The sequence below is a fragment of the Geobacter psychrophilus genome (genome assembly GCF_056821595.1).
Map to the genome: position 1 here is coordinate 1268119 of NZ_JBXDTU010000004.1, position 18344 is coordinate 1286462.

The 18344-nt window shown below is 57.2% G+C and carries 17 protein-coding genes; 4 read left to right on the forward strand and 13 right to left on the reverse strand.

Annotated elements, in window-relative coordinates:
- The first annotated feature begins 53 nt into the window (after nt 1-53).
- Nucleotides 54-1910, forward strand: a complete 1857-nt coding sequence (locus ACOCF6_RS08160; RefSeq protein ID WP_482459887.1) for a tetratricopeptide repeat protein — start codon at nt 54-56, stop codon at nt 1908-1910.
- A 9-nt stretch (nt 1911-1919) separates the two neighbouring features.
- Here ACOCF6_RS08160 and ACOCF6_RS08165 read toward each other — a convergent pair whose 3' ends face one another.
- The 11 genes from ACOCF6_RS08165 to ACOCF6_RS08215 all read right to left on the reverse strand — a co-directional run bounded on the left by ACOCF6_RS08165 (nt 1920) and on the right by ACOCF6_RS08215 (nt 13076).
- Nucleotides 1920-3002, reverse strand: coding sequence for an MlaD family protein (locus tag ACOCF6_RS08165; protein WP_482459888.1), 1083 nt, complete (start codon nt 3000-3002; stop codon nt 1920-1922).
- A 61-nt stretch (nt 3003-3063) separates the two neighbouring features.
- A complete protein-coding gene (locus tag ACOCF6_RS08170; protein WP_482459889.1) occupies nt 3064-3816 on the reverse strand; it encodes an ABC transporter ATP-binding protein in 753 nt (250 codons plus the stop codon).
- Complete coding sequence (locus tag ACOCF6_RS08175; RefSeq protein ID WP_482459890.1) at nt 3816-4283, reverse strand: EVE domain-containing protein; 468 nt, start codon at nt 4281-4283, stop codon at nt 3816-3818. The genes ACOCF6_RS08170 and ACOCF6_RS08175 overlap by 1 nt, the downstream gene beginning before the upstream one ends.
- Nucleotides 4284-4459: 176 nt before the next feature.
- Nucleotides 4460-5458, reverse strand: coding sequence for a virulence RhuM family protein/type II toxin-antitoxin system death-on-curing family toxin (locus ACOCF6_RS08180; RefSeq protein ID WP_482459891.1), 999 nt, complete (start codon nt 5456-5458; stop codon nt 4460-4462).
- 46 nt (nt 5459-5504) lie between these two features.
- Complete coding sequence (locus tag ACOCF6_RS08185; RefSeq protein WP_482459892.1) at nt 5505-6197, reverse strand: REP-associated tyrosine transposase; 693 nt, start codon at nt 6195-6197, stop codon at nt 5505-5507.
- Between the two features lie 64 nt (nt 6198-6261).
- Entirely contained in the window at nt 6262-6582 is a 321-nt protein-coding gene (locus ACOCF6_RS08190; protein ID WP_482459893.1) for a DUF2185 domain-containing protein, read from the reverse strand.
- 158 nt (nt 6583-6740) lie between these two features.
- Nucleotides 6741-7511, reverse strand: coding sequence for an MlaE family ABC transporter permease (locus ACOCF6_RS08195; RefSeq protein WP_482459894.1), 771 nt, complete (start codon nt 7509-7511; stop codon nt 6741-6743).
- Between the two features lie 92 nt (nt 7512-7603).
- The gene (locus ACOCF6_RS08200; protein ID WP_482459895.1) at nt 7604-9784 is read right to left on the reverse strand and encodes a putative bifunctional diguanylate cyclase/phosphodiesterase; all 2181 of its coding nucleotides are present in this window, start codon (nt 9782-9784) and stop codon (nt 7604-7606) included.
- Nucleotides 9781-10167: a response regulator gene (locus ACOCF6_RS08205; protein WP_482459896.1), complete on the reverse strand. Its 387-nt coding sequence runs from the start codon at nt 10165-10167 to the stop codon at nt 9781-9783. Before ACOCF6_RS08205 ends, ACOCF6_RS08200 begins: the two co-directional genes overlap by 4 nt.
- Entirely contained in the window at nt 10167-11363 is a 1197-nt protein-coding gene (locus ACOCF6_RS08210; RefSeq protein ID WP_482459897.1) for a two-component system sensor histidine kinase NtrB, read from the reverse strand. The genes ACOCF6_RS08205 and ACOCF6_RS08210 overlap by 1 nt, the downstream gene beginning before the upstream one ends.
- An 18-nt stretch (nt 11364-11381) precedes the next feature.
- Entirely contained in the window at nt 11382-13076 is a 1695-nt protein-coding gene (locus ACOCF6_RS08215) for a methyl-accepting chemotaxis protein (RefSeq protein WP_482459898.1), read from the reverse strand.
- 54 nt (nt 13077-13130) lie between these two features.
- On the opposite strand from ACOCF6_RS08215, the gene ACOCF6_RS08220 reads away from it, so the two are divergent.
- Nucleotides 13131-13475, forward strand: a complete 345-nt coding sequence (locus ACOCF6_RS08220) for a hypothetical protein (RefSeq protein WP_482459899.1) — start codon at nt 13131-13133, stop codon at nt 13473-13475.
- Here the strand turns inward: ACOCF6_RS08220 and ACOCF6_RS08225 are convergent, their stop codons facing one another.
- Together ACOCF6_RS08225 and ACOCF6_RS08230 are read right to left on the reverse strand one after the other, a co-directional pair.
- Nucleotides 13476-14888 carry a sigma-54-dependent transcriptional regulator gene (locus tag ACOCF6_RS08225; RefSeq protein WP_482459900.1) on the reverse strand — a complete coding sequence of 471 codons (1413 nt, stop codon included), beginning with the start codon at nt 14886-14888 and terminating at the stop codon, nt 13476-13478.
- A 4-nt stretch (nt 14889-14892) separates the two neighbouring features.
- On the reverse strand, nt 14893-16503 hold the full coding sequence (locus ACOCF6_RS08230; RefSeq protein WP_482459901.1) for a hybrid sensor histidine kinase/response regulator: 1611 nt from the start codon (nt 16501-16503) through the stop codon (nt 14893-14895).
- A 482-nt stretch (nt 16504-16985) separates the two neighbouring features.
- On the opposite strand from ACOCF6_RS08230, the gene ACOCF6_RS08235 reads away from it, so the two are divergent.
- Together ACOCF6_RS08235 and ACOCF6_RS08240 are read left to right on the forward strand one after the other, a co-directional pair.
- Nucleotides 16986-17405: a response regulator gene (locus ACOCF6_RS08235; RefSeq protein WP_482459902.1), complete on the forward strand. Its 420-nt coding sequence runs from the start codon at nt 16986-16988 to the stop codon at nt 17403-17405.
- Between the two features lie 51 nt (nt 17406-17456).
- A complete protein-coding gene (locus ACOCF6_RS08240) occupies nt 17457-18338 on the forward strand; it encodes a diacylglycerol/lipid kinase family protein (protein ID WP_482459903.1) in 882 nt (293 codons plus the stop codon).
- Nucleotides 18339-18344 lie beyond the last annotated feature (6 nt).

Here is an 18344-nt window from a genome sequence, read left to right on the forward strand (position 1 = left end):
CCCACCTGATCATGAATGTATCCGGCCGGAAAAACCGTTACCAGACTTCGTTCATGAAAGCATTGACCAATCTACAAAACAGCTTCCGGACATGCGACCTGCGCCGCTGGCGGCTCATGCAGATCGCCCTGATTATGCTGGCCGGCGGGGTGGCGTATTCAAATACGCTGCAGGTGCAGTATGTCATGGATGACTTCAGGAATATCCGCTCGATCGGGCCACAGGATATCCTGACAACCCTGCTTCACGGTGGTTCGCGGCGAGTGACAGACGCCACCTTCGCCCTCAACTACCATCTCCATGGCCTGCAGGTAGCGGGCTATCACCTGGTCAATCTGGCGATCCACCTCTCGGCAGCGATCACCCTCTATTTCCTGATTGTTTCTGCTCTGGCTGCCCTGCGCACATCGTTTCCCACCACTGACAGCAGCGAGAAAGGGACGGCCTTTGCAGAATGTCTTGTTCCTTTCTCAGCTGCATTGCTGTTTGCCGTTCACCCGATCCAGACCCAGGCGGTCACCTACATCATCCAGCGCTATACGTCTCTGGCAACCCTCTTGTACCTGCTGTCGGCTCTAGCCTTCCTCAGGGCACGGCTTGAATGCGATAAACGCAGCACCCTGCTGTACCCTGTGCTCCTGGGAGTAACCTGCCTTGCGACAGGAATCCTGGCCGTGGGCAGCAAGCAGATCGCAGTCACACTGCCGCTGATGCTGATATTCCTGGAACTGTTTATGTTCCGGGGACGGCTGTTCAACCGCAGGTGTTATAGGGTCTGCGGAATACTGGCCGTACTTGTACTGGCAGCAGTGCTGACAACCTGGCACGACCGTTCGCTGCAGGATTTTCTCTCCAGCCTGCATCACGCAACGACAGAGGATCATTTCATTTCACGATCGACGTACTTCCTGACCCAGACCCGTGTTGTGGCAACCTACCTGAGATTGCTCTGCCTGCCGTTCGGCCAGAGCCTGTTTCACACCTACCACATCTATACCACCCTGTTTTCCCTGCCGGTTATCGCCTCTCTGGCCCTGCACATCTCCCTGCTCATGACCGCTGCGGTATTGTACCGGGTGTCCGGACGAAAACTGCTCGCAGGTGCCCGGTTACAGGGATCTCTCCAACGGCTGGCCTCCCTGGGGATTGTCTGGTTTTATATCGCAATGACAGTTGGGTCGAGCATTTTTCCGATTACGGATATAATCTTTGAACATCGCATCTATCTCCCCTCTGTCGGTTTTTTTATGGCACTGGCTTCCGGTGCCGCCTTGGCAGCCCTTGGCAGAAAGTCCGGATCCACGGCAGCCTGGTCGCTGCTCATGACAATCTGTCTTGTTCTGGGCGGTCTGACCTTTGCCCGCAATCAGGTGTGGAATGATCCGTTGCTGCTCTGGCAGGATACGGTCAGTAAAGCCCCCGCTAACGGCCTCGCTGCGGCTAATCTGGCAGGGGAATATATGAATGCGGCCCAGCCGGACAAGGCTCTGCCGCATTTTGTACGCGCCCTGGAACTGAACCAGGTCTATCTGACGATGACAAAGGTCCACCTGGGTATGACACTGCAGCGCTTGAACGTGAATAATTCACGATTCACTACCGGCGAAGATATTCTATCCAGCGGTGAGCAGGTGGGAGATGCGGCACTAAGCCGCGAGGAGCATGACCGGCTGCAATGCATCATGTATAACAATCTGGGGTTGGCCTATGAATATCTTGGGGACTTGCGTAAAGCAGGAGAGCCCTATCGGGCAGCTTTGTCGATGAATCCCGACTACGATCTGGCGTGGTACAACCTGGGGCTGCTTTCTATCCGGCTGGGTGATATGGAACAGGTCGTCAAGGCGCTGCAGCAGTTGACAAGGCTCAATCCCGCACTGGCTGAAGCACTGGCAAGACCCAAGCGGTAATCATCCGGCTTAGAACACTGAGAACTTGATATACTTGCGCGGATGCTCCTTGAAGTCTTTGACCAGGGCATCCACATCCTCAATCATCCGGTTCATGCGATCGTACATCTCTCTGTCATTGACCAGCCGCCCGGCAGCCCCCTCGCCAGTATTAACCTTGAGGGCAATACTCTCGATGGATTTAACGGAATTATCCGCCCTGGTCAGCAGTGACAGCCCTTTGTCATAAAATTCGCGATCATTGATCAACAACCCCAGGGTGCCGTCCTTGGAGGTGATCTTCCTGTTCAGTTCACGGACATCATCGGCCGCCTGGTTGCTTTTTTCCGCCAGCGCCACCAGCTTGTCATAGAGCGTCTTGTCGTAGATCAGTTTATTGAGCGTTCCATCCGAGGCCTGGATATCCTGCAGGGTCCGGTCGGCGCGATTGAGGATCGTGATCAGCCGGTCATAAGGCTCCGGGCTGCGGGCCAGCTTGCCCAGGGTGCCATTGCCGTGATTGATGGTGACGGCCAGTGAATTCAGCTCACCGGTCAGCTTGACGATATTCTGATACAGGGCCGGGTCGGTGGTCAGCTTGCCCAGGGTCCCCTTGCCCTGGGTGATCGCATCCACAACCGTGTTCAGGCGCTCGAATGTAGCCCCGGCTTTCTGGACCACATCATCCAGCTTCATGATCGATGTACCGTGGAGGACCGTGACGGGTGTTTCGAAATACTGCTGCGAGGGGGTGATATCCACATATTTCTCGCCCATCAGGCCGCGGGTTTTGATGGTTATCCTGGAGTCCGGCCCGATCTTGCGCAGGGCGCCATGATCGGCCTCCAGAAAGATATTGACCTCGTTGGTCTTGCGCGGGTCCGTAAAATCGATCGCCGTCACGACCCCCACATCCACCCCCGCCAGCCAGACCGGCGCGCCTTCCTTGAGTCCGGCCACATCATCCATCACCACGCGCAGCTTGCCCTTGGCAACGAACATCTTGGTCTTCTGGCCCATCAGCAGCACCCCGACGGCAATAAAGACCAGCGCCACGAAGATGAATACCCCGGCCCGCACCTGCGCCCAGCCAATACGATTGCTTCGTTCCATGTCATTTCCGCCTGTTCATGGTCATGTTTATCCTGTCAAAGCATTGTGCAGTATTCAAAATTTAAACAAACAGCGACTGATCCGTCGGCTGCAGAAATTCACGCACCTCGGGGATGTCGCTTGCCCGCATCTCCGCCTCAGTTCCCTCGAAGATCATGCGGGCCTGGTGCAGAAAGGTGAAACGCTGCGAGGTGCTGAAGGCGGTCGCCAGATCGTGGGTCACCATCAGCGTGGTGGTGCCGGCTGCCTGCAGGCGCTGCATCAGGTTGCAGATGTTGTAGACCCCGATCGGATCGAGGCCGGTGGTCGGCTCGTCGAAAAAAATGTAATCCGGGTCCGACGCCAGGGCCCGGGCGATGGCCACCCGCTTCTTCATACCGCCGGAAAGCTCGGCCGGATACAGGTTGAGCGAGGTCTCCACACCGACGAAACCGAGTTTTTCCCGCACGATCCGCTCGATTTCATCATTTGAGAGCCGCCCCTCTTCGAACAGGCGATAACCGACATTTTCGCCGACGGTCATGGAATCGAACAGCGCCCCACCCTGGAAAACGATGGCAATGCGCTTGCGCAGTTCCATAAAGCGGGATTCCGGGACCCCGGTAATACAGGTATCGCCGATGCAGACCCGGCCCGCATCAGGCTGCAGCAGCCCCAGCAGCAGTTTGAGGATGGTGGTTTTACCGGCCCCGCTGATCCCCAGGATGGTGCGGTTGACACCCCGTTCCAGACAGAAATCAAACGACTCCAGGATCTTTCTGCCCCCGATGGAATAGCACAGCTTTTCCATGCGTATCGAATCGGCGCTGCTCATCAGGACGACAGCCCTCCCATGGCAAGGATCATGCCCCACTCTTCCGCTGAAACCGGCTGGATCGAGAGGCGGCTGCGCTTGACCAGCGGCATCTCCGCCAGCGCGGGATTGTTCCTGATCTGCTCCAGGGTGACCGGCCGCGGCAGGGGCTCGCTATAGCGCACATCCACCATGTACCAGATCGGATTCTGCGCAGAAGCCTTGGGATCAAAATGTTCGTTGTTCGGGTCAAGTGCCGTATGGTCGGGATAGCCCGCACGCACGACCTCGGCGATGCCGACGACAACCGGCTCGGGGATACTGCTGTGGTAGAACAGCACCCGGTCGCCGACCCGGACCGTATCCCGCAGGAAATTACGGGCCTGGAAATTGCGCACCCCGTCCCACGTCTCGGTCATGTCCGGACGGTTCCGCAGGTCATCGAAGGAGAAGCAACCCGGTTCGGTTTTGAAAAGCCAGTAGTTCATGGTGACACCTTTGATAGTTGGTGTAGAGAATTCTTTTTTGAGCCTCAAAAGCGCCCTTGCACAACCTGCTTCTGGCTCGTTCCCATCTTCACCGTTGAGAGCAAACGGGTATGAGGCTGACCGGCCTGGTTTTCATGGGCCGGTCGTGCCTTGTTGGCGATTTCTTTCGTTTGACATCAATCATTCAGCCGGTTAATCAAATTCACAATCACTTTGACGATTGTGTCCTTTTCATCGGGCTTACTCTCGGCAATCAGAAGAGTCAGTGCTACCAGAGCGTTGTCTGCCAAACGTTTGCTGCCGTCGGAGCGATAGAGAATACCATTCATGCCCAGGAAGTAGATAAAGATGGCGGCGGCAATCCGTTTGTTGCCGTCACTGAAAGCGTGGTTTTTAACAACAAAGTACAGGAGGTTTGCTCCCTTCTCTTCGATGCTGGGGTAGAGTTCCTTGCCGTCAAAGGTCTGGTAAATTGTCCCTAAGGCACTCTTGAATCCTTGGTCCTTCTCAATACCAAAGAGACCATCGAACTCGTGCTTCATGGAGGTGATTATTTCAAGTGCCTCGTTGTAGGTGATGACATGCAGCGTCTTCCGGGTGGTTTCCTCAATGGTCAGGGTACCGTGGTCATAACGGTCCAGAAGCGTCAGGGCATAGGCATAATCGGTGATAACCCGGAGAACGTCTTTGCCGGTTTCGCTGACCAGCTCCTGATTGGCAAGGGTGCGGGCCAATAATTCCACGGTCTGGCGCATATCTGCCAGCTTTTCGGCCTGCTCACGAAAACGCTGCTCGTTAAGCGTGTAGCCTTTGACGATGTGGTCTCGAAGAACTCGCGTGGCCCATTGGCGGAACTGGGTCCCTTGTCTGGATTTGACCCGATAGCCAACGGAGATAATGACGTCGAGATTATAAAAACGGATTTTTCTGCGTACCTTGCGGGTACCTTCGTTTTGAACTACCGAGGAATCCTCGGTAGTTCCATCTGGTTGCAACTCCCCCTCTTTGTATGCATTACGGATATGCAAGCCGATAGTATCGCTGTCCTTATCAAACAGATCCGCCATCTGCTTTTGAGTCAGCCAGACGGTTTCATGGTCAAGGCGAACGTCGAGCGAGGTGGTACCATCGGGACTCTGATAGATAATGATGTCGTTAGTGTTGTCGGTAGTCATGGGATTCCCAGTGGCTATTTGCATTACGTTATTTCTATATGCACGTCTATAAGGGGACAGGCTGATTATTGACGCCCCTTTTACGACCTTTTAACCATCCGCGAGATCGTACCGTTGATTCCAGTCCCATTTTCCCACACAGATCGTCTCTCCAATCCTCTTTACCAAAGGGTGTCTGGCGGTTCACGCTGTTTCTGAGCTTTTCTATTTCTGCATCAGTTATTGGCGTATCGACATAACGGGTCCAATTTTCAGGGAGTGGTATCGGAAATGAGTCGATATTTACGCCATCACGTTCGGTGCCGCGTACAGCATGGGAAGACCAGAGCCATTGCGCGGCGCTCTCCGAAAGTCCCGCCCTTACAGGATTGGCCTCAATATAACGGGCTACTGTCAACAAATGATCATTATCCTGGACAATAAAACTCTTGTATCTTCCTTGCCAAACATGGCCACTGGTACCGTAATGCTGGTGATAACGACGAACATGACTTGTCATTAACCATTGCATCATTTTGTTCAGTTGGTCGGCCTGTTCTGGTTGTACGAGAAGATGGAAATGATTTGGCATTAAGCACCAGGCATGCAACCGCACAGCAAACTTTTCCCGCGCAGTCTGCATAAGATCAATGAAAGCGCGGTAATCACCGTCTTTGTGAAAAACCTGCTGTCTGCCGTTACCTCGATTGATAAGATGATAGAATGCGTTGTCGGTTAATGCTCTTGCAATTCTTGGCATAGTTGCACCTCAATAATCAGCCTGTCCCCTTATTCCTTCTATTCTTTGTACCCTTCACAAATTGTCACTCGTTGTCAGATGTGTCGAAGTCGTTGACTGCAACGAACTCATCATTTCCTGATTCTCGTTCAAAGGCTGATCCAACCGGTGCGTCCAGATACGGTGCTATTGACGGATCGATCGCCACGATGGTCGACGCATTGTACCAAGCTAGGTGACTCGCGTCGTCGGCGTATTCCTGTGTTTCGTCTCCACTGAACACACGCCAACCGCTGTCGTGCTCATGGTGTGGCACCTGCCGGAACATCCAACACACTTTGCGACCTTCCTTGGCGATGTGATCTGATGCCAGAATCGGTCCGCAGATGATCTTCCTATCTGTCACTTCAACTACCTCGTTCAACTTGTTATTGACCGGTTAGACAATGTTCCCCATATAGGCAACCGGTTCCCTATATGGGGAAATTGTTACCTCTATAGGGAACCTTGAGGGCTTCGAATGTTCTTGGCTTCTTCCATTACAAATCCGGTTCTCCCCGACTCTCAGCGGAACGCCACAAAAACCTTGGTAATGAAAAAATCCGACACCAGGATGATCACCGACGACATCACCACCGCCCGTTTGGCGGCATTGCCGACCCCCTCGGCGCCGCCGCGGGTGTTCAGCCCCACATAACAGCCGGTCAGGGCGATCACGAACCCGAAGAAAGCCGGCTTGGCCAGACCCTCGATCAGGTCCTGAAAAACCATGAACTGGGGGATGCCCTTGATATACATGGTCGGGTTGATGCCGTAGCCCGAGGCCATGATGTAGCCGCCCAGCAGCGAAATGGCATCCGCCACGACCGTCAGCAGCGGCATGGCCAGCAGCATGGCCAGCAGGCGCGGCGCAACCAGGCGCTTCATGATATCGGTCCCCTCCACCCGCATGGCGTCCACCTGCTCGGTAACGACCATCGTACCCAGCTCGGCGGTAATGGCCGAACCGACCCGGCCGGCCACCATCAGGGAGGCCAGCACCGGCCCCAGCTCCTTGATCATGGTCACCGCCACCATGCCCCCCACGTAGCTGGTGGCGGCAAAGGGCTTGAGCTGGATCAGGGCCTGCAGGGCCATGACCATGCCGGTGAAGAGACCGGTCAATATGCAGATAAAGAGGGAGGAAAAACCGAGCTTGTCGAACTGGACCGCGAATTCGCGGTAATAGAAGGGGCGCCGGAACATGCGCACAATGGTCCGACCCGCCAGGGCGAAGTACCCCTGCAGGTCGGCGAAGAAATCCAGTAATAGTTTGTCGATGATGGCAATGTTCATTGCTTCCCTGCGGGCAGCCGGGCACGGGCACTACTGGCTGCTTTCCATGACGCTGCACTATATCAGCGGCACCGGCGGGAATTCAATTGAAATCAATCAGGATAGCTGCAGCCGCCGTACAGCACATCCGCGGGCCGGGGTACCCATAGCGGCCGGGCAGGCGGCGGATGCCATGCCCTGACAAAATCGCCAACGTCTTCCGGCGACAGGGGCCGGCTGAAATAGTAGCCCTGAATAACGCCGCACTCCCGTTCCGCCAGATAGTTCAATTGCGCTTCCGTCTCGACCCCTTCCGCCACCAGCTCCATATCCAGACCCTGGGCCATGGCAATGATCGTGTTGACGACCGCCGCATCGTTTCTGGTCGTCAGCATCCGGCGAATGAACGACATATCGATCTTGAGCTCATTAATCGGCAGACGCCCCAGGTATTCCAGGGAGGAATAACCGGTACCGAAATCATCCAGCGAAAAGGTGATGCCGGCTGCTGCCAGGGCAGTCAGTTTTTCCATGGTACGGGCGCTGTCGATCATGATCATGCTTTCGGTCAGTTCCAGACAGAGATGGCGCGGATCAAGGCCGGTGGCATCCAGCACCCGCCTGACCGTTACATCCAGATGGCTGCGCATGAACTGCAGGGCCGAAATATTGACCGACATGCGCATGTCCGGCAGATGCTGTTCCCGCCATTGCACCGCCTGGCTGCAGGCCTGCATCAAGACCCACTCGCCCACCGCCACGATCAGCCCGCTCTCCTCCAGAATCGGGATAAACTGGGCCGGGGAAACCGGTGCCTCACCGGTCGGTGTCCAGCGCAGCAGCGCCTCCACTCCGACGATGGTCCCCTGGGCCTGGTTGATCTGGGGCTGATACTGCAGGCTGAACTCGCCGCGCTCCAGGGCCTTGTGAAGCCGTGTTTCCATGGCAAAACGCTGCTCCAGCTGGCGATTCAGTTCGCGGGTATAAAAACAGATGGCGTTCCTGCCATCCTTCTTGGCCTGGTACATGGCCGCTTCGGCGTTTTTCAGCAGGCTCTCGACACATTCGCCATCTCCGGGATACATCACCACCCCGATGCTGGCGGTGGTAATCACATCGGTGCCCTTGATCTCAAAACTGCCGTTCATGGCGCTGCGGATCTTTTCGGCCAGGACCACGGCATCGCCGGCTTCAGTCAAAAACGGCGGAATGACTACGAATTCGTCACCCACAAAGCGGGAGACAAGGCAGTCATGGCCGCACACGTATTCCAGACGATAGGCGATCTCCCTGATCAGCAAATCACCGAACTCATGGCCGAAGGTATCGTTAACCGACTTGAGGTTGTCGATATCCAGCACCATCAGCGCCAGGCACTGGCTCTGCCGGTCGATCAGCTCAAGCTGCGTTTCCAGATGGTTCTTGAAGTAATAGCGGTTGGGCAGACCGGTCAGGGCGTCGAAATGGGCCTGATAATACAGCTTTTCCTCATACCTTTTCCGCTCGCTGATATCCTCCTTGATGGCCACAAAATGCGTAATGCTGCCGGCTTCATCCTTGATCGGCGCAATATTGCACAACTCCCAATACTCACGGTCATCCTTGGCCTTATTGCAGAACTCACCCTGCCATTCCCGGCCGGAACAGATTGTTTTCCACATCTCGGCGTAATAGCTGTCGGGCTGTCGGCCTGAATTGAGAATGCGCGGATTCCTGCCGATCACCTCGTCAGGCAGGTAACCGGTCAGTTGGGTAAACTTGGGATTGACGTATTCAATCAGCCCTTCCAGATCCGTAATGACGACCGAATTGGCACTCTGCTCCACGGCGGTGGTCAGCTTGCGCAGCTCGGCGGTACGCTGGACGACCTGATGTTCCAGATTGTCACGATATGAGCGGTTTTCCCGCACCAGACGGGCGCGCTCCAAACAGCGGGCTATGATCAGCTCCAGTTCCGCCATTTCCTGCACAGGCTTGGCGATGTAATCCCAGGCCCCCCTCCGCAAGGCCTCGATCGCATCCGCCAGAACTCCCGTACCGGACAGCATGATGACCGGCAGGTTGTCATCCATCCGGTGCAGCGCAGTGATAACCTCCAGACCATCAAGCCCGGGCATGCGCAGGTCGGTGATGACCACATCCAGTTGCACCTGCCGCGCAATTTCCAGCCCGTCGCGGCCGTTAGCGGCCTGAATGACAGCGAAGCCGTTATCCTCGAAAAAAGCCGCGACGCTACAGCGAATGGATGCTTCATCATCGATGGTCAGCAAGGTCGGCTTGCGAGTCGATGTCATGGCTGATGCTCCCTGCCGGCAACCGCCAGCACCCGCGACGTAAGCAGACTGAGATCATGCACCGGTTTAAGCAGCACATCGTCAGAGTTCATACCGATTGACCGCAGCTCTTCCGCCAGCACATAGGCTGAACCGGTATGTATCATAAAGCGGGTCTGGGGACAGATTTCGATCGCTTTGCAGATGAAGCGTTCACCGTTCATGCCGGGAAGCCGCATGTCCGTAATGCAGACGGCCGGATTCAGGGCGGAAATCGCCATGAGGGCCTCTTCGGCACTGGCTGAAGTGTGCACCGAAAAACCTTCATCCTCCAGAAAGGCGGTCATGCAATCTCGAATCATCTCATCATCGTCCACAATCAGTATCTGGATTGAACACTTCATTAGGACCTCCCCTTGATCGGCAGGCGGATCGTAAACCGTGCACCCTCACCCGGCTGTGACCAGGCCTCAATGCTACCCTGATGGTTATTGGTAATAATGGCATAGGAGACCGACAGGCCCAGGCCGGTGCCCACGCCGATATCCTTGGTCGTAAAAAATGGTTCGAAGATCCTGTGCCTGGTTTTTTCCTCCATGCCGGGACCATTGTCCGCGATTTCGATGATCGCCTGAGTGCCTGAACAACGCGTTCGCACCGTAATGCGGGGCTCGTGCGGCAGGCCGGCTGCTGCTATGGCCTGGGCCGCATTCTTGATGATGTTCAACAGTACCTGCTCGACTTCCAGGACCGTGATGGCGACCGGCGGCAGTGACCGGTCATAGTTCCGCACAATCCGGATATGCCGGAAGTCATAGCTTTTTTTCATATCGTAGTCATTGGCGGCCAGTTCCAGGACCCGGTCAATAATCAGCGCCAGGTCCACCTGCTCTATGCGGGATTCGCTTCTGCGGCTGAAATGAAGCATACTGGTGATGATCCTGGAGGAGCGGGAACCGGCCTCCCGGATGTGGCTGATAAACCCGGGGATCCCCCGCTTCTCCAGATATGCCCGCACCTTATCCAGGCTGACGCCAACCTCCCGGGCAGCCTCATGGTTGGCCGCGATCTCGGGAGAGATGCGCCGCTCGATATTCTGGGCATTCTGCATGATGGCCCCCAGCGGATTGTTGATCTCATGTGCCATACCCGCCGCCAGTCCGCCGACCATCATCATCTTCTCGGTCTGCATCATGATATCCTCGATGCGGACATGTTCGGTAATGTCGTCGATGCGGACAACCGCCCGCCCGGCACCCTCGGAGGTCAGCGCACAGATCTGTAAATCGTAGAATTTCCTGCAATCCCCCTCCTGCAACTGGACCTTGCCGTGGCTGCAGGGCACTTGCCGGTCAATCACCTCGAACACCTGCCCCAATTGCCACGCGAACTGCGGCAGGAGTGATGCTGCCAGCTCGCCGCGGGCAGCGGCGGACTGAACGCCCGAAAAGAGTTCAGCCTTTTCGTTCCAGAGATCAACCCGCCCCTGACGGTCCACAACCAGTATGATGGATGGCAGGGAATCGATGATATCGGCCAGCGTGCCCCTGAGACGTTTGATTTCCTCAACAGACCCGGCTATGGATGAGAGCAGCGGCATCGCGGTCAGGACCTTTGCTTACAGCTTGAACTGCCTGACCATCTGCTCCAGGTCGGTTGCCAGACGGGACAGGATATTGGCGGCCTCGGTGGTTTCCTGGTTTGACTGGGCTGTTTCCTGAATAATGTCCGTAATCTGGTGCACATTGTTGCTGATCTCGCGGCTGGTGCAGCTCTGTTCTTCAGCGGCTGTTGCGATCTGGTTGATCTGGCCGGTGACTTCATTGATCTGGTCCAGGATCTGCTGCAGGGCGCTGCCGGAACGGGCGGCCTCCGAGGTTCCGGCTTCAACCTCATGGACACCCTCTTCCATGGAAGCAACCGCCTGGCGGGTCTCCTGCTGAATCGCCTTGATCATCCCGGCGATCTCCTTGGTGGCACGGGTGGTGCGCTCGGCCAGGGCCCGCACCTCGTCGGCCACGACTGCAAAACCGCGCCCCTGCTCACCGGCACGGGCCGCCTCGATGGCAGCATTCAATGCCAGCAGGTTGGTCTGGTCGGCAATATCCTCGATGGTGCCGATAATGGCGCCGATTTCGTCGGAGCGCATACCCAGCCCCTCAACCTGACGGGCGGTCTCCTTGACCCTGCCGGCAATGCGCTGCATCCCCTCGACCGTCTGATGAACGATGGCGGCGCCACTGGTTGCCAGTTCACTGGCATGGCGGGAATTGTCGGCCGCCGAATTGCAGTTGTTGGCGATGTCGTGGGATGTGGCGGCCATCTCCTCGCCGGAGGTGGATACCGTGGCAACCTGGCAGGCCACCTCTTCGGTGCCGGCCGCCATATTCTTGGAGGTGGCATGCAGCTGGATGGAGGCCGCCGAAACCTCTCCGGCGGAACCGTTCACCCGTTCCATGACCATCCGCAGCTGGCCTACCATCTGCCGCATCGCCTCATAAATACCGCTGCGGTTCTCCTCAAAGCGCATGGACAGATCTCCGTCGGCAATCTGGCGGGTGATCTCCGCCAGGTGTTCGGGCTCGGTGCCGATATGCCGCAGCAAACGGCGGGTAACAATGACTGACAGGATGGAGATAATAATAATCAGGACCGCCGTTACACCGAGAATCAGGTAGATCCCCTGCATCAGGTGTTTCTTGTTCTCATCGCCGGCTTTTTTGACCAGCGCTTCCAGATCATCGACATAATTGCCGGTGCCGATGACCCAGCCGAAGGGCTGGAAGAGTTGAGAATAGGAACGCTTGGGAAACGCCTGGGTGTCACCCGGCCGGGGGAACCAGTAATCCGTATATCCGCCACCCTGCTGCGCGGCCTTGATAATCTCTTGAATCAGATATTTTCCTTTGGCGTCCTGGATGTTCAGACGATTGGTACCTTCTACCGGCTTGCCGAGCATGACCACGTTCAAGCCTTCCGTTGTGTCGGCCCACAGGTAGCCATCCTTGCCGTACTTCAGGTTGCGCAGCACGTCGGCGCCCAGTTTCTTGGCATCCTCAGGGGTCATTTCGCCCTTCTGCTGGCGATCATGAATCCTTTGCAGGATACTGACGGCCAGCTCCACTTGACCTTTGGCCTGACTGTCAAAATCGCTGAACAGGGATTTCCGGTAGGATGCAATGAAGCTCTGATAGGAGTCAACATACTCCTTCAGGGCGATGGCGGTGGTGACAAGCGATAGCCCGATACTGCTGACAAGCACCAGGATCAGAATTTTTGTTCCAAAACCGATCTTACTTTTTTTGTCTGACATGTGATCTCTCCTCTGAATCTGTTGACGCATCCATGACTGTTGTAGGCGACTGTAGTGAGCAGATGCCGTGCCAATCTCAACAACAGCTGCAATATCGGACAGTTGCACCATTACTGCGTCCAACAGGCATACGACGTCCGTTGCATATGGTTCGTCAAACAGGTGTGCCGGGGACAGATGGGTTTTACGTCAATCGGGAGGGAATCAGGATTCTATCGGCAGTTGCTGGTGCTGGCAGTTGTCGGGGTGCAGCGGCAACGAACGGGGCTCCCTGCAACAGGTGTCGCAGGGGTTCTTAGGCAGGTGGGACGGAGGAAACTGGGCATGATTCAGGAAATTGCCGTTAGCTCCCCCTACCGCAAGGGGAGGGTGGATTTTACCGGCAATAACCAGGCATGATCATTCTTTTGTGCGGTTGAGCCGCTTGTTGATGGCCTGGCGGGTCACTCCCAGATAGCGGGCGGCAACGCCCTGATTGCCGCCGGCCAGGGTCAGGGCCTGGGCGATGAGTGCGTCCTCGGCCTCCCGCAAGGTCGGGATGCGCCCATCCGGAAATCTCAGGCGTTCGGTGGAGGCATCGCCGGCAGCAACGGGGGCCGCCGAAGTCCCCCCCATGGCCTCAATGAAACTCTCCATGGAAAGAATTCCGCGCTGGTGGCGGGCCACCGCATCATAGACCATCGAACGCAGTTCACGGATATTGCCGGGGAAGGCATAGGATGCCAGGTAGCCGACCAGTTCAGGCGGCGGGGTCGGCACATCCTTGCCCATGGATCGGGCCGCTTCGTTCAGCAGGTGCGACAACAGCAGGGGGATGTCTTCCCGACGTTCCGCCAGCGAGGGGAGCGCAACCTGGTGGGTGCAGAGGCGGTAATACAGATCCGCCCGAAAGGCGCCGGCCTGCTGCAGCCGGTTCAGGTCGCGGTGTGTGGCGGCCACAATGCGGACATCCGAGCGGCGGGGGGTGTCGGAACCGAGCGGGAAGTATTCGCCCTCCTGCAGCAGTCGCAGCAGCTTGATCTGGGAAGCCGGTTCCAGGTCTCCGATCTCGTCCAGGAAAAGCGTGCCGCCGGCCGCCTTGGCGATCAGCCCTTCACGCTTTTGATCGGCCCCGGTAAAGGCGCCCCGCAGGTGTCCGAAGAGCGTGTCGGCAAACATCTGGTCATCCAGGCCGGCCACGTTGACCGCCACAAAGGCCCCTGCACGGCCGCTGGCGGTGTGCACGGAACGGGCCAGCAATTCCTTGCCGGTTCCGGTCTCGCCCCTGATCACAACCGGCTGGGAACTGCGGGAAACCGCATCCAGATACTGAAAGATGCGCTGCATGCGGCTTGAGCAGGTGATGCTGTCGGCAAACGCCCCCTCACTCTGCAGGACACCGTCCAGCAGCTGATCCTTGAGAAAGGCCAGCTCGGAGCGCAGCTCACGCGCCTCCAGGGCACGACGGGCACTGGCGATCAGCCGCCCCTTCTCGACCGGTTTGACGAAGTAGTCGACCGCGCCGACCTTCATGCAGGCCACCGCCATCTCCAGTTCATTGGCCGCGGTCACGATGATCACCGGCACATGGGGGTGCTTTTCCCGGATCAGCGAGAGCAGCTCATAGCCCCCCAGGTACGGCATCTGCAGATCGAGCACCGCCAGGTCCACCGCCTGCTGCTCCATCAGCGCAAGCACAGCGCGGCTGTCAACCTCGGTCAGCACGTGGGAAAAGCCCGCACTGCGAAACATGACCGAGTAACTGAAGAGGACATCCTGTTCGTCATCGACCAGCAGGACAGTGAATGGGTTTGCAGGGCTGATTGATTTCATGGAATCATACCTCGGCAACCGGCAGCCGGACTGTAACCACAGTCCCCCTGCCCGGTTCGGATGTAAACGTGATGGTTCCGCCATGGTCGCCGACAATCGAGGAACTGATCGAAAGCCCCAGGCCGGTGCCCCCCTGATCGAGGCGGGTTGAAAAGAATGGTTCCGTGACACGGGCACACACATCCGCAGGCATGCCGATCCCCTCGTCCGCCACCGTGAGAATGACCTGTCGAGCAAGAGGATCGTGACGGGCCTCCACCCGCACGGCGCAGCTGCGGTTCGGTAGCGCCTGCAGGGCATTGACCAGCAGGTTGATCAGCACCTGTTCGATCTGCTGGTGGCTCCCCCGCACAATCGGCAGGTCTTCTTCGCAGAAGACCTGAAAACAGTCGGTGCGCCCCTGGATGTGATGATCGAGAATCGCACGGGCATCGTGTATCACCCGGGCCAGCTGTATGACATCGTTCAGACCGGACGTATCTGTCCGGGAGAAATCCTTGAGTCCGGTGACAACCGTATTGATGCGGGCCGAGCCGCGCATGATCCCGTCAATCAAGCGCGTTCCGTTTTCAGCGGCCTCTGCTATCGGAAGCCCGCCCAGGGTCATGCCGTCATCCTGCCTGCCACACTCCTCCAGCAGCGGCTGCGTATCCCGCCAGATGTCGGCCAGCAGAGCAGCGTTGACCCCGATGAAATTGTTGGGATTATTGATCTCGTGGGCCATGCCGGAGACCAGGATCCCCAGCGAGGTCATCTTGTTGGCCTGAATCAGGCGGGCCTGGGAGGCCCTGATTTCCTGTTCGAGGTGGGCTTTTTCCGTCATGTTGCGCATGGAAAAATAGAAAAACGAGCGCTGCTCGATGGCTACCAGCCACCCCTTGAAGGAGATCGTCACCAGGGAGCCGTCATGGGCAGCGGCCGTCAGCTGTTCATAGAGCAGGATGTCCTTGTCCCCGAGCAGGGCGAGACGCTGTGCGATCCCCTGCCACTCGCTCTCGGGAAAGAGCAGCGCAGCCGGGCAGCCCCGGATTTCTTCGGGATCGTAGCCGAACAGTTCCCTAAAGGCCGGATTGACCTCGACAACCTTCAGGCTGTCAGCGGCACACAGCAGGATGGCGTCCTCATGCTGCAGAAAGAGCTGACGGTAGCGTTCCTCACTCTCCGCCAGCTGCCTGGTACGTTCCTCCACCAGCCCTTCCAGACGCTGGCGGTATTCCCGGTTCTCACGCATCAGCCGGGCACGCTCCAGCACCCTGCGGACAGTGATTTCAAGCACATCCAGATCTTCAACCGGTTTGGTGATATAATCCCAGGCCCCCAGGCGCAGGGCCCGGATGGCTTCACTGATGTTTCCGGCACCTGATATGACAATCACCGGCGTTTCGGGAAAGCCGGCCGCCAACTGCTCCACCACGGCGAAACCGTCCAGAACCGGCATGCGCAGATCAGTAAGCACCAGGTCGGGTGTTTCCCGGAGGCACAGGTCTATCCCTTCACGACCGTTGCCGGCTTCCTGCACACAATAGCCCACATCTTCCAGGTACACCGCCAGCGAGGTGCGCACGAGCGGTTCATCATCGATGATCAGCACCGTCAGGCGTGATGATGTTTCCATGGTAATCTCCATTGCCCGGGTCACGACCGGATTCCAATCAGGCACCGCACTGCGGAGGTGGGCAGGCATGCTTGGCAGGTCTCTCGTGGCGGCAACATACCACACTCATCAAATATCTATAAACCTAAAAAGAGCATTTATCGCAGAGGACGCGGCCAAGGCAACCGGCAATCATCCGCCTCCCCTGCGACAATCGTCGCACCCGCTCCGCAGGTTTCACACCCGGTACCCGCCGCTTCACGCCCCTCCATTCCGGCGTTGCGCCATGAGTTCCTTCGGACCTGCAACCTTTGGCGCACCCCTGACACAAGGCATCCTTTGCATAACATACCAAAACCACGGGTATTTACGGCTGCTTATTGTATTGGCACTGTAACTGCTTACGATCAACCTGCAGGTGCAAAACGTACAAAAATCCGCACGATGAACCGGGTTCAGGACCTCTTCGGCGGGGTCGCAACGATCTTCAAGGAGTCACAATAATGAATGCCAGGGTACTGCTTGTCGATGATGAGGGTATGATCAGGGAGTCGGCGGAGGCGCTCTTTGAGTCCGAGGGGGTCACGCTGCTGACGGCTGCTAGTGGTGACGAGTGCCTTGAACATCTGGGGGCGGGCTTCCGGGGTGTGATCCTGATGGATGTCATGATGCCCGACCTGAACGGCTGGGATACGATCCGCAAGATCGTCGCAGGCGATCTGTTTGACGGCAACATCATTGTCATGCTGACGTCACTGGGCGCGCCCGACAACAAGATGGAAGGGATTCAGGAGTATGTCACCGACTACCTGACCAAGCCGTTTAATCCTGATGAGCTGATGGATACCATCCGGTATTATTTCAGACTGCTGGGTGCGCTGAAGCAGGTCAAGGCTCCGGGCAGCACCATCTCCAAGCAGTGAATATTACACATACAACTGTTTTCCCGCATGAATTTTCAGCAGGATCATGCTATGAGTTCCTCATCTATGGAATCCTACCTCTTCATCAACCCGCACTCCGGCCGATATGACCAACGCCGCATCGACATCGTCATCACGCGCCTGAGCGATGCCGGGCTCTCGCCGATACTGTGCACAGTGACCGCAACGAACGACGGCCCCTCCATCTTCCACACCATCAACACGTCCAGCGAACAACCGCTGGTGATTGTGGCGGCCGGTGACGGAACCATCAATGCGGTTGTCAACGGCCTGAACCCGCAGGCGGCGACCCTCGCCATCCTGCCGCTGGGGACCTCCAACGTGCTGGCAGCCGAACTCGGCATCCCTTCAATTGAAGACGGCCTCGACCGGATCATTGCCGGGAAAACGCAAGCGCTGTCTGTGGGGGTGATTGAAGCGGAGGGGGCCAGCCGGCGTTTCGTACTCATGGCCGGCATCGGTTTTGACGGTGAAGTTGTCAGGGATGTCTGGCTGCCGGGCAAGAACCTCCTGAAGCAGGGGGCCTATGCAATCGCCGCCCTGCTCAGCTGCCTGAGATGGGACAGGAGCCTGGTCGAGATCAGTACACCCGGACAGAGGATAGCATGCCACAGCGTCATCATCTGCAACGCATCGCGCTACGGCGGCAGCTTCAGGCTGGCCCCCGACTGCTCTGTCTTTTCTCCCGGCCTGGAGGCCGTCTGCGTCCAAAAAAACAGCCGCAGAACCTACCTGCAGCTGGTGTTTGAAATGTTTTCAGGACGGCTTGCGACAAGCCGCTCGTTACTCCGCATCCCGGTTGATGGCTGCGAGATCCGGGGGCGCAAGCCGATCCAGATTGACGGTGACTTTATCGGCTATAGTCCGGCACGCTTGAAGTGTGTGGCCTATTTCGCCCGGATAATCGTTTAGCGCTGC

Bases quoted from the DNA above. Each gene is read 5' to 3' on its own strand.
- ACOCF6_RS08160 (WP_482459887.1), top strand. From the start codon at position 54: ATGAAAGCATTGACCAATCTACAAAACAGCTTCCGGACATGCGACCTG.
- ACOCF6_RS08165 (WP_482459888.1), bottom strand. From the start codon at position 3,002: ATGGAACGAAGCAATCGTATTGGCTGGGCGCAGGTGCGGGCCGGGGTA.
- ACOCF6_RS08170 (WP_482459889.1), bottom strand. From the start codon at position 3,816: ATGAGCAGCGCCGATTCGATACGCATGGAAAAGCTGTGCTATTCCATC.
- ACOCF6_RS08175 (WP_482459890.1), bottom strand. From the start codon at position 4,283: ATGAACTACTGGCTTTTCAAAACCGAACCGGGTTGCTTCTCCTTCGAT.
- ACOCF6_RS08180 (WP_482459891.1), bottom strand. From the start codon at position 5,458: ATGACTACCGACAACACTAACGACATCATTATCTATCAGAGTCCCGAT.
- ACOCF6_RS08185 (WP_482459892.1), bottom strand. From the start codon at position 6,197: ATGCCAAGAATTGCAAGAGCATTAACCGACAACGCATTCTATCATCTT.
- ACOCF6_RS08195 (WP_482459894.1), bottom strand. From the start codon at position 7,511: ATGAACATTGCCATCATCGACAAACTATTACTGGATTTCTTCGCCGAC.
- ACOCF6_RS08200 (WP_482459895.1), bottom strand. From the start codon at position 9,784: ATGACATCGACTCGCAAGCCGACCTTGCTGACCATCGATGATGAAGCA.
- ACOCF6_RS08205 (WP_482459896.1), bottom strand. From the start codon at position 10,167: ATGAAGTGTTCAATCCAGATACTGATTGTGGACGATGATGAGATGATT.
- ACOCF6_RS08210 (WP_482459897.1), bottom strand. From the start codon at position 11,363: ATGCCGCTGCTCTCATCCATAGCCGGGTCTGTTGAGGAAATCAAACGT.
- ACOCF6_RS08215 (WP_482459898.1), bottom strand. From the start codon at position 13,076: ATGTCAGACAAAAAAAGTAAGATCGGTTTTGGAACAAAAATTCTGATC.
- ACOCF6_RS08225 (WP_482459900.1), bottom strand. From the start codon at position 14,888: ATGAAATCAATCAGCCCTGCAAACCCATTCACTGTCCTGCTGGTCGAT.
- ACOCF6_RS08230 (WP_482459901.1), bottom strand. From the start codon at position 16,503: ATGGAAACATCATCACGCCTGACGGTGCTGATCATCGATGATGAACCG.
- ACOCF6_RS08235 (WP_482459902.1), top strand. From the start codon at position 16,986: ATGAATGCCAGGGTACTGCTTGTCGATGATGAGGGTATGATCAGGGAG.
- ACOCF6_RS08240 (WP_482459903.1), top strand. From the start codon at position 17,457: ATGAGTTCCTCATCTATGGAATCCTACCTCTTCATCAACCCGCACTCC.